The following is a 19,701-nucleotide window of genomic DNA, read 5'->3' as shown; positions in this document are numbered from 1 at the left end:
CTTCCTTGTAACTCTATTTGATACGGTCTATTCGGAGTTGTTCGTTGTCCAGCCGGACGTGTACCGGTTGCTGGATCAGGCCTGCCGGCAATGCATCGCTCAGCTGGAATGTGCCCGCGATGGAGAGCAGCTCGGCCTGTAATTGCTGGCAATAGATCCGGGCCTGGGTATTGCCCCGGGCACCGGCAATGGCTCTGCCACGCAGGGTGCCATAAATATGAATGCTGTCGTCGGCGAGCACTTCAGCTCCCGGACTGACGGACCCCAGCACCACCAGCGAGGTGCCGGCGGCGTAAATTTGCTGGCCGGAACGAACCGGTCCCACATGAACCTTGCTCGGGATCAAGGGGGCGGGTTCGGGCTCGGGAACAACCTCAGGGGCGGCTGGCGCGGGGGCAGGCTCGGGTTCCGGTTCGCTCTTGCGACTCTTGCCCGAGGCCATTACAGCCAGTCCCACCGCCTTGGCGGCCGTCTTCATCTCTTCACTGCGCGCACCCGTGATGCCGACCAGCACAAACTCTTCGGACTCCACCAGCTCCTTGAGCTGTTCGAAATCGGGAATATGTTCCAGTCGGGAAACATTGATCACCAGCGGCGCACAATTAAAAAAGTAGGGTGCCTGGGCCACTTTTTCGGCCAACAACTGACGGATCCGCTCAGGCTCGCCATCGCTGATATGCAACACAGAAATAGTGAAGGTGGTCCCTTTCAATTCGTTATCGCGCTCAACCATGAATCTTCCCCGAGGCAGAGATGCTAATCCGTTATTGTTATTCAATTCCTGATGTTATAGTTTGCCCCCATCAGAGGCAATAAACTCGTCGGATTATATCAATTTCCATGTTGTGTGCAGTCTATAAAAGTCGCAAAAAAGCCGAGACCTACCTTTTTGTTGAAAAAAGAGAGGATTTCTCCCGCGTTCCCGAGCCATTGCTGAGCGCATTCGGGCGTCCCGAGCTGGTGCTGATGACCAAGCTGGATCCGGCCAAGCCCTTGGGGCTGGCTGATGTCGGCAAGGTGATGGCCGCGCTGACCAACCAGGGGTTCTACCTGCAGGTGCCACCGCCCCCCGAGAATTTGCTGGAGCAGCACAAGGCCAGCCTGAAAAAACCATCCTGAATATCCAGCCCCGTTGTGCGTTCTGCCCAGCGGGGCTAATTCTTTGTGACTCTGCATGACGCATTCCGGCCCCGGTGAGGTAGCTTGCGATAATCCCGTGACAGGATCTGGCCAAATTAAACCCTCCCTTTGGTGATATTCACTTTTCGCTGTTTAAATAGAAAGTCAATCTGCTCCCAACACCATATCCTCAACCTTTGCTGGCGCTCACAAAAATAGCGAGTGGCGCGTACTCATATCCTCCATTCCAACGGCTATTGGCTCATTCATCGATTATTTTCAGCCTCTTCCTTGGGCGCTTTTTTGGCCTCCACTGCGTGATGATTTGTCCATCAAAGGGCGCGTAAAGAGGGCGGTGATAACGGTGCTAAAACCAGTTTGCGCGATGCGTTGTGGCCAAAATGATGAGCTAACCCCCTGTTTGTGTGCTTGATTGTTTGCCCTGATCACGAAAGTGCCACATAGGTGGAAATCAATGTGGCGGCGTGATAATCCGCAGGGGGAGTGGTAACCGCGTCTTGCCAAACAAGGGTATGCCCAAAGTGGAGGGGATTGAGCTTAGGGGCCATCTCGATATCGATTAGTTGTGAAACCGTGACAGGGGCAAGATAGCGGGTAAAGGTTACTGGCAGGGCAGAACGTCGCTTCCAATCCATTGAGACGAGTTAATCAAGGTATGTAATTAGAGAGGCATTTAGACAAGGCAATCCACATTGCGGTGGCGTAGCAGGGGTATATCAGCAACGCCCTACAGTGAAATGGTCGGTATGCCGGTATAAGTGCTCGGCATCCCATTCGGGCAATAAAAAAGGCGGGATATCCCGCCTTTGTTCAGATGAGGGTCGCAACCCCTATTTATTCGCAAGCAACCTGCATCACCTTGATGGCCAGACCACCACGGGAGGTTTCACGGTACTTGGAGTCCATGTCCTTGCCGGTGATGTACATGGTCTCGATCACCTTGTCCAGGGAGACGCGCGGCTTGGAGGTACGACGCAGGGCCATACGGGAGGCGTTGACCGCTTTCATGGCTGCGATGGCGTTACGCTCGATGCAAGGCACCTGTACCTGACCGGCAACCGGATCACAGGTCAGACCCAGGTTGTGTTCCATGCCGATCTCGGCAGCTTCGCAGACGTGCTCCGGGCTACCGCCCATCAGCTCGGTCAGACCGGCAGCGGCCATGGAGCAGGAGACACCCACTTCACCCTGACAGCCCACTTCGGCGCCGGAGATGGAGGCGTTCATCTTGTAGAGGATGCCGACGGCACCGGCAGCCAGATAGAAACGGGTGTACTCGTCGCGGCCAACCGGCTGGATGAACTTGTCGTAGTAAGCCAGTACGGCCGGGATGATACCGGCAGCGCCGTTGGTCGGGGCAGTGACCACGCGGCCACCGGCAGCATTCTCTTCACTCACGGCCAGAGCGAACATGTTGACCCAGTCAACGATGTTCATCGGATCGCTCGAGAGGTTCTCGTTGGTGTTGAGCTGACGGTAGAGCGGTGCGGCACGACGGGGTACGCGCAGCGGGCCGGAGAGAACACCTTCGGTACGGCAGCCGCGCTCGATACCTTCACGCATGGTGTTCCAGATCTTGCCGAACTTCTTGTAGATCTCTTCCGGAGTGTTGAAGCACTTCTCGTTTTCCATCATCAGGGCAGAGATGGAGAGACCGGTCTGGCTGCAATGGGCAACCAGCTCAGCGGCGCTCTTGAACGGATAGCGTACGGACATGTCGCCGCTGTCAGCCTTGCCGAAGTTCTCTTCGTCAACGATAAAGCCACCACCGATGGAGTAGTAGGTCTTGCTGTAAACCACTTCATCTTCGATCAGGGCAGTCAGCTTCATGCCGTTTTCGTGCAGCGGCAGGGCTTCGTCGTGGAATACCATGGCGTCGCGCGGGAAGCTGACGGTGTGGCAGTGCAGGCCGATCGGCAGGCGCTCGGTCTGCTCAACACGGGAGATAAACTCGGGGATGGCATCGATATCAACATTTTCCGGCAGGTTGCCAGCCAGGCCCATGATGATGGCAGTGTCGGTATGGTGGCCTTTGCCAGTCCAGGAGAGGGAGCCGTAGACATCGACATTGATCCGGGTTACATCGCGGATCTTGCCGCCCGCGCGCAGCTCGTCAACAAACTGTTTGGCCGCTTTCATCGGGCCAACAGTGTGGGAAGAAGAGGGGCCTACACCGATTTTGAAGATATCAAAAACGCTGATCATGTCACTATTACCTCAGGGTAGAAGGGGGCGGCATGCCCACTCACAGAAATTTGGGAGATCCATGGAGCGCGCTTGTCAGCGCAGGTCACAGAACCAGATAACCGTAGTGTAACGGTTCCAGACCTAAAAAAAGTTGAAATAGATCTATTTTTGTTGAATCTGAGGCGCGAGTATAAAATTTATTTTTGTGCTTATCCATTTTGTTAAGCGTTTGCCCATAAAAATACCCGGCGATGCCGGGCATTTCGGAACCAAATGGAGTCATTTGCCGTTTTTTAACATTCGGTAATGTTAACGGCGAGGCCGCCACGGGCCGTCTCCTTGTATTTGGTCTTCATGTCGTTGCCAGTCTCCCACATGGTCTTGATCACCTTGTCGAGCGACACCTTGTGCTCGCCAGTGCCGCGCAGGGCGAGGCGGGCGGCATTGATCGCCTTGACCGCCCCCATGGCGTTGCGCTCGATGCAGGGCACCTGCACCAGTCCGCCTATGGGATCGCAGGTGAGGCCGAGATTGTGCTCCATGCCTATTTCGGCGGCGTTCTCCACCATGGCCGGACTGCCCCCCAAGAGTTCGGTCAGTGCGCCAGCCGCCATGGAACAGGCGACTCCCACTTCTCCCTGACAGCCCACTTCGGCCCCGGAGAGGGAGGCGTTCTTCTTATATAAGATGCCGATGGCAGCCGCGGTGAGGAAGTAGCGGATCAGCGTCTCGTCATCCACCTTGTGCACGAAGCGATCGTAGTAGTGCAGCACGGCGGGGATGATGCCCGCAGCGCCATTGGTGGGGGCTGTGACCACCCGGCCACCGGCGGCGTTCTCCTCGTTGACCGCCAGCGCAAAGAGATCGACCCACTCCATCACCATCAGCGGATCCTTGTTGAAGTTGGTCTCGCAGCTTAGCTGGCGGAACAGTCCCGGGGCGCGGCGCCGTACCTTGAGGCCGCCCGGCAGCACCCCTTCGCTTTTGCAGCCTCGCTCGACGCAGCCTTGCATCGCCTGCCAGATCTTGCGCAGCCCCGCTTTTATCTGCTCATCGCTGCGAAATATCCGCTCATTGGCCAGGATAAGCCCCGAGATGGAGAGGCCGCTCTCCTGACAGTGGGCCAGCAGCTGGGCGCCGCTGTCGAACGGATAGGGGACAGGGTGTTCGGCATCAGACTTGGCGGCCTCTTCCTTGGCGGTGGCAAAGTGGCTCTCTTCAATGATGAAGCCGCCCCCGATGGAGTAGTAGGTCTGGCTGAAGCGCAGGTTTTCCTCTTTATCAAAGGCCCGCAGAGTCATGCCGTTGGTGTGGGCCGGCAAGGTTTTGCGACGGTTGAAAATGATGGCACCGGTGCGGGGAAAATGGCTTGGTTGCTCGCCTGCCAGCGGCAGGCTCTGTTCCTTTTCCACTCGAGCCAGAATGGCGGGAATCGCATCGATATCGACCGATTCCGGTTCAAAGCCCGACAACCCCAGAATGATAGCCTTGCCGGTACCGTGCCCTTTGCCGGTCTGGCCCAGCGAGCCGTAACACTCCACTTCGACCCGCATGACTTGTGGCAGATGCCCTTGAAGCTTGAGCTGCTGGACGAAGGCATAAGAGGCACGCATGGGGCCGACGGTATGGGAAGAGGAGGGGCCAATTCCGATGGAAAACAGGTCAAACACGCTGATCATGACATCAATCCGGTGATGGTTTATGTCTGTTTATTCTAGGATTTTTGCCGTGGATGGAAAGCGGGGATGTGCGGTGCTGTGACATGGACACAGATAATAGGGCTGGGGGGAACCAAGAAGGTTGAAGGGGCTGATCCCCTTCAACCGGCCTGATCAGTCGAGAAATTCGCACAGATAAGCTGTGGGGGTTTTCACTTCCAGTTTGAAGGAGGAGTGACCGGCCACCAGGAAGGATTCACCCTGGTTGTAGGTGTGCCACTCATCTTCATCAGCCAGCTGGATGGTGAGGGCGCCCTTGATCACTGTCATCCGTTCGGGGGCGGCAGTGTTGAACAGGTAGTCACCGGCGTTCATCACCCCGACGGTTGATTTCTCGCCTTTTTGTTCGAAACCGATGGATTTTACATTTCCGTCGAAATACTCGTTAACTTTCAGCATCTTTACATCCCTGTGTGTACGTTTGTGCAGCCAAACTAGCACAATCTTTTGCCAGTTGTCATGGGGGATGAGGTAAAAATAGCCGAGACCGCTTTGAATCTTCACTTTTTCGCAAACTTATTAATAGCCAAGGTTAATGATTTGCTGATTTAAAACAGCAATTAAATGTGAGATAACACGCGCAAACAGGGGAATGGGCAGCCGCTCATTCCCCTGTTTGGTTAATTGCACTGGGAAAAGTGTGAATTTTGCTACATAAAGGAACATATTGTGTTAACTAAAGGACTCATTAAAAACATCGGCTTCCAGGTTGTGGTCGCCATGGTACTGGGCGCAGTGGTCGGCGCGTTCATGGGTGAACAAGCCACCGTGTTTGCACCGCTCGGTACCCTGTTTATCCAGCTGATCAAGATGCTGGTGATCCCGCTGGTGGCGGTTGCCATCCTCTCCGGCGCCGCCAATCTGGGTGCCAGCCCGGCGGCGGGCAAGATCGGTGCGGCTACGCTGGCCTTCTTCCTCGTGACCTCAGCGTTGGCCGTGTTGCTGGCGCTGGTGATGGGGCAGATCTTCAAACCGGGTGTCGGGGTCGATTTCGCTTCCGTTGCCTCCATGTTTGGCGGTGACTACGCCGATAAAGGGGCGCTGCCGGATGCCGTCGCCACCCTGCTTGGCATGATCCCCACCAACGTCTTCAACTCCCTCAACGAGGCTAACATCCTGCAGATCCTGGTGTTCTGCATGTTCCTCGGCATTGCGCTGGCCAAACAGCCGCGCGAGCGGGCCAAACCGCTGGTCGATGGGCTCAATACTCTGGTGGATGCCTTCGTCTGGATGATCAACAAGGTGATGATCATCGCGCCGCTCGGGGTGTTCGGTCTGATGGCAGAGGCCATCGGTACCTATGGCTTCGACGTACTGACCCTGGTGCTCAAGCTGTTCGTGGTTTATGTGGCTGCCATCCTCATCTTCGGTTTTGTGGTCTATCCGCTGCTGGTGATGATGTTCTCCAACACGCCGGTAATGAAGTACCTATCTGCCATGAAAAAGCCGCAGATCGTGGCCTTCTCCACCGCCTCTTCCATGGCGACCCTGCCGGTCAATATGGAGACCTGCGAGCATGATCTGAAAGTGACCAACGCGACCGCTTCCTTCGTGCTGCCGCTGGGTGCCACCATCAATATGAGCGGCAACGCCATCTATTACGGTCTGGTCGCTATCTTCTTCGCGCAGGTTTACAACATCGATCTGAGCGTCGGTGCCTGGGCCGCCATCATTGTGACCTCCACTCTGGGCGCGATCGGTCAGGCCGGTGTGCCGGGCCCAAGCTTCCTGGTGGTTGCCGTGCTGCTGGCGGCCGGGATCCCCATCGAAGGGTTGCCGCTGCTGTTCGCGCTGGATCGTCTGTTCGACATGATCCGCACCTCCCTCAATATCACCGGCGATGCGGCCTGTGCTGTCATTGTTGACCGCTTCAGCCCGGAATATGACCCAGAGCGCTGGAACAAGGCATAACTGCTTTGAGCTGGACTGAGATATAACAGCCTTAAGCTGACACTGGGTAACGCGAGCCCCTGCCATGATGGCGGGGGCTTTTTTATATCTGCCGGACAAGTATCAGAGCAAAGGTGTGCACAAGAGATTGCTGACGGATTTAGCTGTGTTGAATGGAGAGCATGGGAGGGAAAACATCAGTTGTGGGCATGGGCCGTATGGCGTCAACCGGCCTGTTGTAGATGCCGGGGTAGGGGATTGTCAAATGGCGGGTAACAAAAAGGGGAGCCTTGCTCCCCTCGGATATGATCTGCTGCTGGTTCTACTCCATCAGGCCATATGGTTAAACCATCCTGGTTACACCCTTGTGGCGAAAGAAACAGCGTCAACGTGATGAAATCATATCTATGTTGACCATCTCGGCATTGTCACTGAAAAGCGCCAGTTGGTGGCGATTAAACAGACATGGCAAAGAGGGTCGGTCCGGATTGATGCCTCTCTATCCGGCTCAGAACTGTGACAGTGAGGGCAGAGAGACAGCAACCAGGGTGAAAAACACCGTGAAAACGGCAGTAACGACAAACTCTTTCATTTTTCTCTCCCTAAGTTGTTGGTTGATGTAGTCAAGATACCATATCAAGGGGGTAAAACAAGGTGTAAGTTGATAAAATGGCTGCTTTATGTGTGTGGTTGGTTGAGATGGCTATTTTTGTCATATTGAGCTGATTTTATCACCTGCTCTGGCATGGCAGGCATTCAAGATTCTGTTTTTATGGTTATTTCATTTAAATTCAATTAGTTGGTGAGCTGTTGGCTGGTTTGCTGAAGGGTTTTGTATGGAGCTCAAGTGGAGTTTTATAAGTTTTCACCCTCGTAATAGTGTCATTGAGGCCATAAAAAGTGCGCAAGGCAATGATTTGACGATTCCTGGCGTAGATAGCCCATCCAAAAGAAGTCTATGGAGACAATCTGGTTGCCAACCCTTGTCACACCATCACTTTATCAGTCCGGAGTCTCCGCATTTTTACAGCAATACACTGGGTTCATAGGGAGGAGAGCGGTGCATCGGGGGGATACAGAGTGGCAGCTGGCTGTTTTATCACCACCAATTTCCCCGTTGGCCTAGGAGTAGACATGGCCGCAGCAAGAGTAAGGTGGGCAATAGGCCAGAGGCATACTCTCTGGCTGGGCTGGGCTGGGCTGGGCGCGAGTAGCGATTTGCGTAGCCGGTGCATCTGCGTGAGTCATGTGAGTGCAATACGAGAACTGCGCCGGAGCATGGTTGGGGAAGATATCTGAATCCCTTCTGCAAGATTGAGATATAAAAAGCGGCGTATGACGAGGAGGCTGAACAAGCTCGTTTCAGGGGCGACAGTGCGCAGTTCAACGCAATCCGGTTCGCAGTGATAAAACATCCACGACAATACCGGAACTCTGTTCGTAGGCTGAAGCCGGTTGCTGTGAGGAGAGGAAGGCTGGTGATCAGTCAGATGGCGCAAGGGTTGGGGATCAGGCAACCCTTATGGTGATGGCCACACAGCGTGCCGATGCACCCGTTTTTGTAAGATATTAAAAAACCCTCCGATGGAGGGTTTTTGTCATCAACAGCCGGTAAAAAGCCGCGTGGCTTAGAACAGGGTGGTGGAGAGGTTGTACAGCTCCTGATCGAACGGACGCTTCATGTTCTCGATGCAGTCGATGATGTCGTGGTGTACCAGCTCGTTGCGCTGGATACCGACGCAGCGACCACCGTGACCAGCCAGCAGCTGCTCAACGGCATAAGCACCCATACGGCTGGACATGATGCGGTCACGGGCAGTCGGGGCACCGCCACGCTGGATGTGGCCGAGGATGGTGGCGCGAGTTTCACGACCGGTCAGGGCTTCGATGTCCTTGGCCAGAGCGTTCACGTCGGTAACGTGCTCGCAGATGGTGATGATGGCGTGCTTCTTGCCCTTGGCTTCGCCTTCCTTGATCTGCTTGAGCAGCTTCTCTTTGTCGAAGGCTACTTCCGGCACGATCACATACTCGGCACCACCGGCAACGGCGGCAGACATGGCCAGATCGCCACAGTGGCGGCCCATGATCTCGACCACGGAGATACGGTGGTGGGAGCTGCAGGTGTCACGCAGACGGTCGATGGCGTCAACCACCACGTTCAGAGCGGTATCAAAACCGATGGTGAAGTCGGTACCGGCGATGTCGTTGTCGATGGTGCCCGGCAGGCCGATGCAGGGGAAACCCTCTTCGGTCAGCTTCTTGGCACCCATGTAGGAGCCGTCACCACCGATGACGACCAGCGCATCGATACCGTGTTTTTTCAGGTTTTCGATCGCTTCGGCGCGCACTGCGGGGTCTTTGAAGGCAGGGAAACGGGCGGAACCGAGGAAAGTGCCACCACGGTTCACCACGTCGGAGACGCTGTGACGCTCCAGCTTGACGATGCGATCCTGGTGCAGACCGAGGTAGCCATCATAAATACCGTAAACTTCCAGGCCATGATGCAAACCGGCGCGAACCACGGCGCGAATGGCTGCGTTCATACCCGGTGCGTCGCCACCACTGGTCAAAACACCAATACGTTTGATTTGTTTGGTCATGAGTGCCTCTGGATCTGAGTTGTCAAATACGAATGTTTAAATAGACAAGCCACTTTTACTATATCGGCTTTCATATGGGATGCGGGGGCCACCATAGGAAAAGCGATACAAGAGAGGGGACGAGCCCCTCTCTTTGCCGTAATCAGCGATTACTTGGCAGCGCCAGCGATGATCTGGGAGAAGTCGTCCACTTTCAGGGACGCACCACCGACCAGGCCACCGTCGATGTCCGGCTGACCGAACAGGTCGGCTGCAGTGGCACCAGTGACGGAACCGCCGTACAGGATCTGTACTTTGGCAGCAACAGCGGCATCAAAACCGGCCAGGTACTGACGGATGTGAGCGTGAACGGACTGAGCGATCTCCGGAGTGGCAGTCTTGCCAGTACCGATGGCCCATACCGGCTCGTAAGCGATAACGGCGTTGTTGAAGGAAGCTATGCCGCAACGGTCGATAACGGCTTTCAGCTGGGTCTCAACCACGTTCTTGGTCACGCCGGCTTCGAACTGCTCCAGAGTTTCACCGATGCACAGAACCGGCACCAGGCCGCCTTTCTGGATCGCTTCGTACTTGGCAGCAACCACGTCGTCAGTCTCTGCGTGCAGGGTACGACGCTCGCTGTGGCCGACCAGAGAGTAGGTGCAACCAAAGGCTTTCAGCATGGAGGGGGCGTTTTCGCCGGTGAAGGCACCAGACTCGTGAACGTCAGCGTTCTGGGCACCGTAGGCAATCTTGCTGCCAGCGGTCAGTTGCTCAACCAGACCCAAAAAGATAACCGGCGGGCAGACGGCGACTTGCACAGAAGGATGAGCGGCAGCAGCCGGGGTCAGTCCTTTGATCAGAGCTTCTACAGAAGCCTTGGTGCCGTTCAGTTTCCAGTTACCCATTACCAGGTGCTGTCTCATCTTGTATATCTCCTAGGCATTTGATTGCGCGACATTATATGAATTGAACCGAGCCCAAGATAGCTGACCCGGCGGCAAATGACGTAATTTTTTTTCGCTTTCCTGATCCAAATCAGGAATGAAACGCTTGATCGCTCATTCGTTAACCTGCCCCCGCAAGCGAGCCCACCATACCCCAATCCATTCGTGGATGGCAGCTTCGGAATACATCAAATAACGCCCTTTGGGTAAATAACTGTAGAGGGGCTGAGGTACCTGGCTCTGCTTGGCGGTGTAGTCAGTGGGGGCTGGCACGGCCTTGAGTCCCTGACCCTGATAGAGGGCCATGGCGCGCGGCAGGTGAGTGGCAGAACTGACCAGCGCTACCTCTTTTCCCTTGAGGTGGCGGCTGATACTGACCGCTTCATCATGAGTGTCTTTGTTGTTTTCAAACAACGTCATTCGCGAACGGGGAATACCAAGGCTCTCGGCCATCCGGGCATTGACCTCGGCATTGGAGAGGGGATCCCCCGACACATAGCCGGAGAAAACCAGCTCGGCGTCGGGATAGGCCTGGGCGAGGCGAACCCCTTCGAGAGTGCGGGCTAGGGCAATATTGTTCTGCCAACTGCGCATCGGCACCGCCGGGTCGCTGACATGGCCATTGCCGAGCACCACGATGGCATCGATGTTGGGATGCTGGCTCACCTCGAACGGCGGGTAGATCTGCTCCAGCCCGCGAGCCAGCTCATAGCTCATCGGTCGCATTCCCATCAGCGCCACAATGAGCAGCGAGAGGGTGGCCAGCAGCTTGCCGGTTTTCTGAAATCGGGTGAACCAGAGCAGCAGCAGGGCGACCAGCAGCAGGGAGAGGGAGAAGGGGAGCGGCATCAACAGCTGACCCAGCCACTTTTTGAGCACAAACACGACAGACACTTCCTTGAGTTTTCAGCAAATTCGGGATGTGACAGAATACCTCTCTTTTTTGGGATGGCCACAACCCTGTGGCGCTAATGTTGAGTTTCTCCTTGAAGCACGATCAGAGTTTTGACGGGCGCGCCGACAAGTTCGCCCGCAACATTTACGACTCCACCAAGGGGCGCATCCGCACCACCATTGTCTGGAGCGACATCGAAGCCTGCCTGGCCCGCCTTGGCAACCGACCGCTGCGCATCCTCGATGCGGGGGGCGGTTTTGGCTATTTTGCCCAGAAGCTGGCGGCCATGGGCCATGAGGTGGAGCTGTGCGATCTGTCAGCAGAAATGCTGGAACTGGCCCGCAGCCAGATCGCCGAGAAGGGGCTGGAAGACAAAATTCGTCTCATCCATTGCCCCATTCAGGATCTGAAGCAACACGTGACCGGGACCTTTGATCTGGTGCTTTGCCATGCGGTGCTGGAGTGGCTTGCTGAGCCGCGCCAGACCTTGCTGGGTCTGTTCCCTTTCGTCAATGCCGGGGGCATACTGTCGCTGCTTTTCTACAACCGTCATGGTTTGCTGTTCCAGAGCCTGGTGGTGGGCAATTTTGACTATGTGCGTCTTGGCCTTCGCAAGAAGCGCCAGACAGCGCTTACGCCCACCAATCCCCAATTGCCGGAGCAGGTCTATGACTGGATTGGTCGCGGGGGGCTGCGCATCATCGGCAAGACCGGGGTGCGGGTGATCCACGACTATATGCGTCACAAGCAGGATCAGGTGGAGAAGTTCGACGATCTGCTGGCCATGGAGCAGCAATATTGCCGTCAGGAGCCTTTTGTCGCCCTCGGTCGCTATATCCATGTGATGGCCCAGAAGCCGGCCAGCTGATTGCTCGCTATTCACGTAAATGTGAACCATGTTTTCGATGCTACCGGATGTAGCCGCGCGCACGATTTTGCGCCAATACAACAACGAGATGACAACATCATGATGAGTACATCCCGTACCCTGCCAGAGCGTTCTTTGCCGGAGCTAGTAGGGTGGGTCAGGCAGGAGGGGTTGGCGCTGAGCCTGCCGACCGACCGGCTGGCCTTTCTGATTGCAATCAAGACCCTGTCCGAAGATGAGTCGGACTTGTCGGAAGCAGCACTGCACGACGCTTTTGGCTATGTCAGCAGCGCCTTCGGCCAGATGGACGAGACCCTCACCGGTCGCGCCAACAACGCCATCAACGATCTCATTCGCCAGCAGCTGCTGTCGCGCTTCAACACCGACATGGTGGCGGGGGAGAGCCTCTACCGCCTGTCGCGCCTGGGGGTGAGCATCGTCGACTTCTTTATGGATCAGCGTCAGGTTGACTCCATCAAGCTCTCCATTCTGCTCGAACACCTGGCTGCCGAGCTCGACACCGCCCGCAAGGCGGCGCTGGAAACCAACACCCGCGAGCAGTGGGATGCCGAGGTGCTGCCGCGCCTCACCTTCTCGCTGGAAGAGACCCTGGGGCGGATCGATCTCACCCAGCGTGCCATGGATGAGCAGCAGAATCAGGTCAAGAGCGAAATCGCGGCCCTGCTGACCCAGAACTGGGTCGATGCCATTCACAGCTGCGAAAAGCTGCTGCACGAGACCGGGCAGACCCTGCGCGAGCTGCAGGATACCCTGGACGCTGCTGGCCACCGCTTGCAGGCGGGGCTGCTCAACATTCAGGAGGCGGCGCAGGGGCGCGACGATCTGTTCCACGTCGAGGAGCTGACTCACGCCTTGCAAGGGCGGCTCGACGTCATCACCAGCTGGGGTCAGCAGTGCATCGAGCTCTGGTCCCGCTACGACAGACACGTCCACAAATTTATCCGCAACGCCATCGACATGGACAAGAACCGCGCCTTCAGCCAACGGCTGCGCGAGTCCATCCGCAATTTCGAGCAGCACAACTGGCAGCTGCGGGTGGCCGAAGAGCCCCGCCTGCTGGAGCTGCGCGACGAAACCATCGCTATCCACGACGAGGAGGTGACCGGTGAGGTGCCCCTCGAGATGGAGTACGTCGAGATGGTGGACATCAACCAGGAGCTGGCCGAGCGCATCGAGCGTTATCTGGCCCGCTACCCCGAGCAGGGCCAGCAGCTGGATCTGGCCGATGTGCTGCGGGAATACCTGCTGGACTACCCGGCCCATGCCCACTTCGATGTGGCGCGTCTTCTGATCGACCAGGCCGTGCGCCTGGGCCATGCCAGCGGCGAGCGCGAACTGCATCGCCAACCCGCATGGAAACCCATTAACCAAGCTGGATCCAAGGTTCAGGCCTATGTCATTGATCAATACTGAGTTTCCCTTGCCGCTGCGGCTCGCAGAGGCGATTGCCAACCCCTTGTTTCCGCGCATCGACACCGCCTTGCGCTCCGGCCGCCACATCAGTGCCGACGAGTTCGAGCAGCATTCGGCGCTGGTCGAATATCACAGCGAGCTGGAGATCTTCTACGGCCGCTATCAGGTGGAGCTGATCAAGGCGCCGGAAGGCTTCTTCTACCTGCGCCCGCGCCCGAGCTCCGACATCGGCACCACTGTGCTCTCCGAGCTCGATATGCTGGTGGGCAAGGTGCTCTGTTACCTCTACCTGAGCCCGGATCGTCTGGCCTCGGAAGGGGTATTCGCCATGGCCGAGCTGCAAGAAGAGGTGCTGAGCCTCGCCGACGAGAAGCAGCTGCTGCGGATGGTCAACAGCCGCTCCGGCGGTACCGATCTCGACAAGAAGAAGTTGCTCGAAAAGATCCGTACCTCCATGCGCCGTCTGCGCCGCCTTGGCATGATTACCGCCCTTGGCAACGGAGATAAATTCCGGGTCAACGAATCGGTGTTCCGTTTCGCCGCGGATGTGCGCTCCGATGAAGATCCGCGCGCCGTCCAGCTGCGGATGATCCAGGAGGGTGAAGCCATCTTCCACGACGACGAAATGCCGAGCAGCGACTCGCTCTTTGATGACATCGAGGCGGATCTCGATGAAGAACAACTGGATCTGGAGGTATAACCGGTGCGAGGCAAGTTCAAATCCCTGACCATGGTCAACTGGAACGGCTTCTTTGCCCGGACCTTCGATCTTGACCAGCTGGTCACCACCCTTTCCGGCGGCAACGGCGCGGGCAAGTCCACCACCATGGCGGCCTTTATCGCGGCGCTCATCCCTGACCAGTCACTGCTCCATTTCCGCAATACCACGGAAGCGGGATCGAGCAGCGCCTCCCGTGACAAAGGGCTCTACGGCAAACTGCAGCGTGGTCACTGCTACTCACTTCTGGAAGTGATGAATAGCCGCGAACAGCGGATCTGGGTCGGCGTGCACCTCGAGCAGGTGGCCAACCGCGACAACAAGGTCAACATCACTCCGTTTGCGCTGGTGGATGTGCCGGAAAATCTGGCACCGACCGATCTGCTGCTGGAGAAGCTCGATGGCGGCAAGGGGCGGGTACGCGCCTTTACCGATCTGAAAGGTGCGGCCGCCGAGCTGGGGGCGCTGAAAGTCGCCAAATTCAATACGGTGACCGACTATCACAACTTCATGTTCGAGTTCGGCATCACCCCGAAGAAGCTGCGTGATCAAAAAGATCGCGGCAAGTTCTATCGCCTGATCGAGGCATCCCTCTACGGCGGCATCTCCTCGTCCATCAGCCGTTCCCTGCGTGAATACCTGCTGCCGGAGAACTCCGGGGTGCGCAAGGCGTTTGCAGACATGGAGGCGGCCATCTATGAAAACCGCCGCACGCTGGAAGCGATCAAGGAGACGCAAGGTCAGCGGGATCTGTTCAAGAACCTGATCACCGAGACCACCCACTATGTGGCAGCGGACTATGTGCGTAATGCCGCCGAGAAGAGCCGCCTCTCCGAGCTGGCCCTCAAGGCGCGCCAGGAGCTGGCCGACAAGCGCCGCATTCTGGCCGAAGAGAAACAGCGCGCTATCTATCTGGCCGATGAAGTGGAGCAGCTCACCAACCGCGAAAAATTGCTGACCGACGAGCTGGAGTCTGCCTCCGAGCATCTGGCCAAGGTGATGGCGGCTGTCAGCTTGCAGAAGAAGATCGAGATGTACCGCGCCGATCTGGCGGATCTCTCTGACAAACTCGAGCAGCAGCAAGCGGTGGTGGAAGAGATCCACGGCCAGCTGCTGGAAGTGGAAGAGCGCAAGGAGTTGGCGCAGGCAGAAGTCGACAGCCTCAAGACCCAGCTGGCCGATTATCAGCAGGCGCTCGATATTCAGCAGACCCGCGCCATCCAGTACCGTCAGGCGGTGCAGGCCCTCGATGCTGCCCGCGAGCAGTGCGAGCTGCCGGGGCTGACCGCCGAGCAGGCGAGCGACACCCTGCACCAGTTCCGCGCAGCCGAGCAGAGTCTCACCAGCCGGGTGCTGGGGGCCGAGCAGCAATTGGCGCTGGCGAAGGCGGCGGTGGCCGAGCATGAAGCGGCGTTGGCGCTGCTTTTGAGCATCGCCCCCGAAACAGTGCGCGAGGCCGCCTGGCCCACCGCGCAGGCGCTGCTCAAGCGTCACATCGAAGACAAGGCTCGCATTGCCCAGGGGCAGGGGTTGCGCGCAGCGCTGGCTCGCCTCGAGAAAGAGAGCGAAAGCCAGAAGAGCCTCTTCAAGCTGCGTGACGAGCTGCAGCAGGCCTCTGGCCAGCTGATTGCCAGCAGCGATGAGCTGGAGATCTTCCTCGAAGCCCAGCGCACCCGTCAGGAGGAGCTCTCCGAGCAGCAGGCGGAGGTGAACCAGCGCCGCGCCAGCCTCGAGCATCAGGGTACCCAGCTCGGCCGCGATATTGCGGAGCTCACCAAGCTTGCGCCACGCTGGCTCAAATCCTTTGAAAAGCTCGAGCAGCTGCGCGAGCAGAGCGGCCTGCCGCTTGCCACCGCCGAAGAGCTTTCGGCCGGTATGCAGACTGTGCTCGACAAGGAGCGCGAGTTCGAGCAGGAGAGCAATCGCATCGCGGCGCAGAAACAGGCGCTGGAGCTGCAAATTCGCAACCTGCAGTTGGGTGCTGGCGAGGCGGATCCCCGTCTTGCCCGCATCGCCGAGCAGGTGGGGGGCGTGCTGCTCTCCGACGTCTATGACGATATCTCCATCGACGATGCCCCTTACTACTCCGCGCTTTACGGCCCGGCTCGCAGCGCCCTGGTGGTGCTCGACCTCGAAGGCGCCATCGAGCGGCTGAAAAAGCTGGAAGATTGCCCGGAAGATATCTACCTGATTCAGGGCAACCCCGACTCCTTTGACGAGGATCTGGTGGAAGCGGACGAGCTGGGGGATGCCGTGCTGGTGCGCACCAGCAAGCGTCAGGTGCGCTTCTCCCGCTACCCCGAGCTGCCGCTGTTTGGTCGCGCCGCCCGGGAAAAACGGATCGAGCAGCTCGACCTTGAGCGCGAAGGTCTCATCGAGGGCTACGCCAAGGCCGCCTTCGAGCAGCAGAAGTATCACCGTCTCTACGGTCACTTCCGCGACTTTATCGGTCAGCATCTGGATATCGCCTTCCGCCCCGACCCGGAAGCCGAAGTGCAGGCCAAACAGGCCGAACTGCGCGCGCTGCAAGGTGCCATCGGCGAGTGCGACAAGCAGCTGAGTGATGCCAAAGCGGCCGCCGCCCAGCTGACTCGCCATATCCAGCTGGTGCAGGGGATGCTGCCCTTTGCCCACCTGTTTGCCGAGACTGATCTGGCGGCCCGCCTCGAGGCGGCTCATGCCGACGTTGAGGCCCTTAAAACAGCCGAAGCCTTTATCGCCAAGCACGGCAAGTCGCTGGAAAAACTGGAAACCATGGTGCAGGTGCTGCGTCAGGATCCGCAGGATCTTGCGGCGCTACAGGCTGCTTACGATGAGGTGAGCGATCTGCTGGCCGAGCAGAAGCGCCGTTGCTACGCCCTCGATCAGCTGGTTGCCCGCCTGCCGCACTTTGCCTATCAGGATGCGCAAGACCTGCTGGGCAAGGCCTCCGAGATGAGCGAGCGACTCAAAGAGAAGCTGAAAGCGGCTGAGCTTGCGGCCCGCACCGCTGGTGAGCAGCACAAGCTGATTGCCCAGCGTCACACCGAGGCGTTGCAGCTTCGCACCGCGCTTAACTCCAGCGTCGAAGCCAAGCGCCAGACCCTGACCGAGTTCGAGCAGGAGCTGGCGGCCATGGGCCTGACCCTCTCTGATGACATGGAAGAGAAGGCGCGCGCCCACAAGAAAGAGATTGAAGAGCTGCTGATCCGCACCCGTTCCCGTCGCACCAGCGCCGAGGCCCAGTTGCAGGTCACCAAGCGCGAGATCGAATCCCTTGGCGGCCGTCTCAAGCTGGAAGGCAAGGATTACTACAGCGCCCGTAAATCCCTGGTGGGTCACAAGGCGAGCTGGTCGCGGGTGGTGCGACTGGCGCGGGAGACCGACGTCGAGAAGCGCCTCAACAAGCGCGAGCTGGCGTACCTCGACAGCGACGAGCTGCGTTCCATGTCGGACAAGGCCCTCGGCGCCCTGCGGGTGGCGGTGGCCCACGACGAAGCTCTTCGCGATGCGCTGCGTCTCTCCGAGGGCAATCGCAGCACCGAGCAGAAAGTGGCCTTCTACGTGCAGGTCTACCGTTACCTTAAAGATCGCATCCGCAACGACATTATCCGCTCCGATGATCCGGTTGAGGCGATCGAGGAGATGGAGATCGAGCTGGCCCGTCTGGCTGACGAGCTCAAGCAGCGGGAAACCCACCTGTCGCTCTCCTCCCACGAGGTGGCGGCCAAGATCACCAACATCATCCGCCGCGAGCAGAACCGCATCCGGGTGCTCAACCAGGGCTTGCAGAACATCGCCTTCGGTCTGGTGCGCGGGGTGCGCCTCAACGTCAATATCCGCGAGGCCCACACCCGTCTGCTGACGGCGCTGGCCGATCAAACCGCCATGCACAACGATCTGTTCGCCGACAAGGAGCTCAGCTTCTCCGAGGCGATGGCCAAGCTGTTCCAGCGCCTGAACCCGCAGATCGAGCAGGGCGATCGCAGCTATCAGGTGATGGGCGACGTGCTGCTCGACTATCGCAACTATCTGGAGCTGGAGATCGAGGTGCAGCGCGGCGCCGATGGCTGGCTGCGGGCCGAGAGCGGTGCGCTCTCCACCGGCGAGGCGATCGGTACCGGCCAGGCCATCCTCTTGATGGTGCTGATCAGCTGGGAGGAGGAGTCCCGCCGTCTGCGCGGCAAGGATATCGCCCCGTGCCGCTTGCTGTTCCTCGACGAAGCGGCCCGTCTGGATGGCAAATCCATCGCCACCCTGTTCGAGCTGTGCGAGCGGCAGGATATGCAGCTGCTTATCGCGGCGCCCGAGAACATCAGCCCCGAGAAGGGCACCACCTACAAGCTCATCCGCAAGGTACAGGGCAAGCACGAGCATGTGCATGTGGTAGGCCTGCGCGGCTTCGGCTTTAGCGATGATAAGCTGATTGCCTGATAGGTAACGTATGAAAACGGGAGGCAGGCCTCCCGTTTTCAAAAAATTGAAGAGGGCTATTATGGTGATAGACAAAGATGTTGTTCTGCCAATTGTCACAGCCCTAGTCGGCTTTCTGTCCGCTCAGTTCTATGCATTTATACAGGCTCGCATCAATAGAAATAAAATTAAAAAGAATATGTTTCTTGAGCTTTCTGATATTGATGCTCAGTTAGAGAATGCACAATTAACTCTAGAGGGAAGTATAAAGCATATCTGTAATAAAGAGTTTAGTGGTGCATTTCCAAGCAAGATGAGAGCTTGTGTTTTTAATGGTTTTTTTGTTGATGTCGCCATCCATCTTAATCGCTCCCAACGAGTATCATATCAAATCATTCATGGGTATTTGGATGATATTAATAATGAGTTGTCATATTTGGTTGGTGAAACTAGAGTTTTTAGAGATGAGGTTTTTAGTAACGGGGGAATAGATCGAAGCAAGCTTAATATCTGGATGGATAGATATAGAACGATTTATACGAACATTTGCATGGCTCGTTGGCATATCAGACATCACATAGATAATAAAACAAATCCAGAGCTTCCGCTATCTGGTTGTGTTTATGATGAGTATCAGGTTTTTTGTAGGAATATTGATAAAACATTGAGTGATTTCATACATGAAAGTATAGATAAATAATTTTCATGTTAGATGCTTTATTTAACAAGGATAATGTTATGCATAATAGAGTGGGAGAAATTCTAGTAATATCACTCTGTTTGCTACTTGTAGCCTGTAGCAGCCGTTATGATGTACAGATCTAGTTATCACCTGACACCGGCCTCAAACCGGTGTCTTGTTTACGCTACTTTAGAGCGCACTTCCTTCGGTATCAATTTCAGACCCTTTTTGAACATGCTGTAAGGGGTCTG

The 19,701-nt window shown here is 57.0% G+C and carries 15 protein-coding genes; 8 read left to right on the top strand and 7 right to left on the bottom strand.

Annotated elements, in window-relative coordinates:
• Positions 1–13: 13 nt before the first annotated feature.
• The gene (minC, locus tag ACB040_RS18580) at positions 14–733 is read right to left on the bottom strand and encodes a septum site-determining protein MinC (RefSeq protein WP_013723728.1); all 720 of its coding nucleotides are present in this window, start codon (positions 731–733) and stop codon (positions 14–16) included.
• 107 nt (positions 734–840) lie between these two features.
• On the opposite strand from minC, the gene ACB040_RS18575 reads away from it, so the two are divergent.
• The gene (locus ACB040_RS18575) at positions 841–1,119 is read left to right on the top strand and encodes a YcgL domain-containing protein (RefSeq protein ID WP_005360946.1); all 279 of its coding nucleotides are present in this window, start codon (positions 841–843) and stop codon (positions 1,117–1,119) included.
• 855 nt (positions 1,120–1,974) lie between these two features.
• Here ACB040_RS18575 and ACB040_RS18570 read toward each other — a convergent pair.
• The 3 genes from ACB040_RS18570 to ACB040_RS18560 form a co-directional block, all read right to left on the bottom strand.
• Positions 1,975–3,345 carry an L-serine ammonia-lyase gene (locus ACB040_RS18570; protein ID WP_005336844.1) on the bottom strand — a complete coding sequence of 457 codons (1,371 nt, stop codon included), beginning with the start codon at positions 3,343–3,345 and terminating at the stop codon, positions 1,975–1,977.
• Positions 3,346–3,620: 275 nt separating this feature from the next.
• The gene (locus tag ACB040_RS18565) at positions 3,621–5,006 is read right to left on the bottom strand and encodes an L-serine ammonia-lyase (RefSeq protein ID WP_350236228.1); all 1,386 of its coding nucleotides are present in this window, start codon (positions 5,004–5,006) and stop codon (positions 3,621–3,623) included.
• Between the two features lie 153 nt (positions 5,007–5,159).
• The gene (locus tag ACB040_RS18560; protein WP_042055930.1) at positions 5,160–5,444 is read right to left on the bottom strand and encodes a pyrimidine/purine nucleoside phosphorylase; all 285 of its coding nucleotides are present in this window, start codon (positions 5,442–5,444) and stop codon (positions 5,160–5,162) included.
• A gap of 270 nt (positions 5,445–5,714) precedes the next feature.
• Between ACB040_RS18560 and ACB040_RS18555 the strand changes: the two genes are divergently transcribed.
• Both ACB040_RS18555 and ACB040_RS18550 read left to right on the top strand, forming a co-directional pair.
• Entirely contained in the window at positions 5,715–6,956 is a 1,242-nt protein-coding gene (locus ACB040_RS18555) for a dicarboxylate/amino acid:cation symporter (protein ID WP_005360943.1), read from the top strand.
• A gap of 64 nt (positions 6,957–7,020) precedes the next feature.
• Positions 7,021–7,329, top strand: coding sequence for a hypothetical protein (locus tag ACB040_RS18550; protein ID WP_371155983.1), 309 nt, complete (start codon positions 7,021–7,023; stop codon positions 7,327–7,329).
• Positions 7,330–8,563: 1,234 nt separating this feature from the next.
• Here the strand turns inward: ACB040_RS18550 and pfkA are convergent.
• The 3 genes from pfkA to elyC all read right to left on the bottom strand — a co-directional run bounded on the left by pfkA (position 8,564) and on the right by elyC (position 11,346).
• Complete coding sequence (gene pfkA / locus ACB040_RS18545) at positions 8,564–9,535, bottom strand: 6-phosphofructokinase (RefSeq protein ID WP_005336840.1); 972 nt, start codon at positions 9,533–9,535, stop codon at positions 8,564–8,566.
• 149 nt (positions 9,536–9,684) lie between these two features.
• Positions 9,685–10,440 carry a triose-phosphate isomerase gene (gene tpiA, locus ACB040_RS18540; RefSeq protein WP_005336839.1) on the bottom strand — a complete coding sequence of 252 codons (756 nt, stop codon included), beginning with the start codon at positions 10,438–10,440 and terminating at the stop codon, positions 9,685–9,687.
• Positions 10,441–10,575: 135 nt separating this feature from the next.
• The gene (gene elyC, locus ACB040_RS18535; RefSeq protein ID WP_371155980.1) at positions 10,576–11,346 is read right to left on the bottom strand and encodes an envelope biogenesis factor ElyC; all 771 of its coding nucleotides are present in this window, start codon (positions 11,344–11,346) and stop codon (positions 10,576–10,578) included.
• A gap of 101 nt (positions 11,347–11,447) precedes the next feature.
• On the opposite strand from elyC, the gene cmoM reads away from it, so the two are divergent.
• The 5 genes from cmoM (at position 11,448) to ACB040_RS18510 (ending at position 19,468) form a co-directional block, all read left to right on the top strand.
• The gene (gene cmoM / locus ACB040_RS18530) at positions 11,448–12,224 is read left to right on the top strand and encodes a tRNA uridine 5-oxyacetic acid(34) methyltransferase CmoM (RefSeq protein ID WP_371155978.1); all 777 of its coding nucleotides are present in this window, start codon (positions 11,448–11,450) and stop codon (positions 12,222–12,224) included.
• 99 nt (positions 12,225–12,323) lie between these two features.
• The gene (gene mukF, locus ACB040_RS18525; RefSeq protein ID WP_005345760.1) at positions 12,324–13,658 is read left to right on the top strand and encodes a chromosome partition protein MukF; all 1,335 of its coding nucleotides are present in this window, start codon (positions 12,324–12,326) and stop codon (positions 13,656–13,658) included.
• Positions 13,639–14,358 carry a chromosome partition protein MukE gene (gene mukE, locus ACB040_RS18520; RefSeq protein WP_005345759.1) on the top strand — a complete coding sequence of 240 codons (720 nt, stop codon included), beginning with the start codon at positions 13,639–13,641 and terminating at the stop codon, positions 14,356–14,358. Before mukF ends, mukE begins: the two co-directional genes overlap by 20 nt.
• 3 nt (positions 14,359–14,361) lie before the next feature.
• Positions 14,362–18,789 (top strand): chromosome partition protein MukB, encoded by a 4,428-nt coding sequence (mukB, locus tag ACB040_RS18515; RefSeq protein ID WP_338771018.1) that lies wholly within the window; start codon positions 14,362–14,364, stop codon positions 18,787–18,789.
• Between the two features lie 61 nt (positions 18,790–18,850).
• Positions 18,851–19,468, top strand: a complete 618-nt coding sequence (locus ACB040_RS18510) for a hypothetical protein (protein WP_338771015.1) — start codon at positions 18,851–18,853, stop codon at positions 19,466–19,468.
• Positions 19,469–19,701 lie beyond the last annotated feature (233 nt).

The organism is Aeromonas sp. S11(2024), from assembly GCF_041402345.1.
GTDB classification, from domain to species: domain Bacteria; phylum Pseudomonadota; class Gammaproteobacteria; order Enterobacterales; family Aeromonadaceae; genus Aeromonas; species Aeromonas veronii.
This window is presented reverse-complemented; position numbering and strand designations above follow the sequence as displayed.

Excerpts from the sequence above, each read along its gene's own strand:
- minC (WP_013723728.1), bottom strand. The coding sequence starts at position 733 with ATGGTTGAGCGCGATAACGAATTGAAAGGGACCACCTTCACTATTTCT.
- ACB040_RS18575 (WP_005360946.1), top strand. The coding sequence starts at position 841 with ATGTTGTGTGCAGTCTATAAAAGTCGCAAAAAAGCCGAGACCTACCTT.
- ACB040_RS18570 (WP_005336844.1), bottom strand. The coding sequence starts at position 3,345 with ATGATCAGCGTTTTTGATATCTTCAAAATCGGTGTAGGCCCCTCTTCT.
- ACB040_RS18565 (WP_350236228.1), bottom strand. The coding sequence starts at position 5,006 with ATGATCAGCGTGTTTGACCTGTTTTCCATCGGAATTGGCCCCTCCTCT.
- ACB040_RS18560 (WP_042055930.1), bottom strand. The coding sequence starts at position 5,444 with ATGCTGAAAGTTAACGAGTATTTCGACGGAAATGTAAAATCCATCGGT.
- ACB040_RS18550 (WP_371155983.1), top strand. The coding sequence starts at position 7,021 with ATGATGGCGGGGGCTTTTTTATATCTGCCGGACAAGTATCAGAGCAAA.
- pfkA (WP_005336840.1), bottom strand. The coding sequence starts at position 9,535 with ATGACCAAACAAATCAAACGTATTGGTGTTTTGACCAGTGGTGGCGAC.
- tpiA (WP_005336839.1), bottom strand. The coding sequence starts at position 10,440 with ATGAGACAGCACCTGGTAATGGGTAACTGGAAACTGAACGGCACCAAG.
- mukF (WP_005345760.1), top strand. The coding sequence starts at position 12,324 with ATGATGAGTACATCCCGTACCCTGCCAGAGCGTTCTTTGCCGGAGCTA.
- mukE (WP_005345759.1), top strand. The coding sequence starts at position 13,639 with ATGTCATTGATCAATACTGAGTTTCCCTTGCCGCTGCGGCTCGCAGAG.
- ACB040_RS18510 (WP_338771015.1), top strand. The coding sequence starts at position 18,851 with ATGGTGATAGACAAAGATGTTGTTCTGCCAATTGTCACAGCCCTAGTC.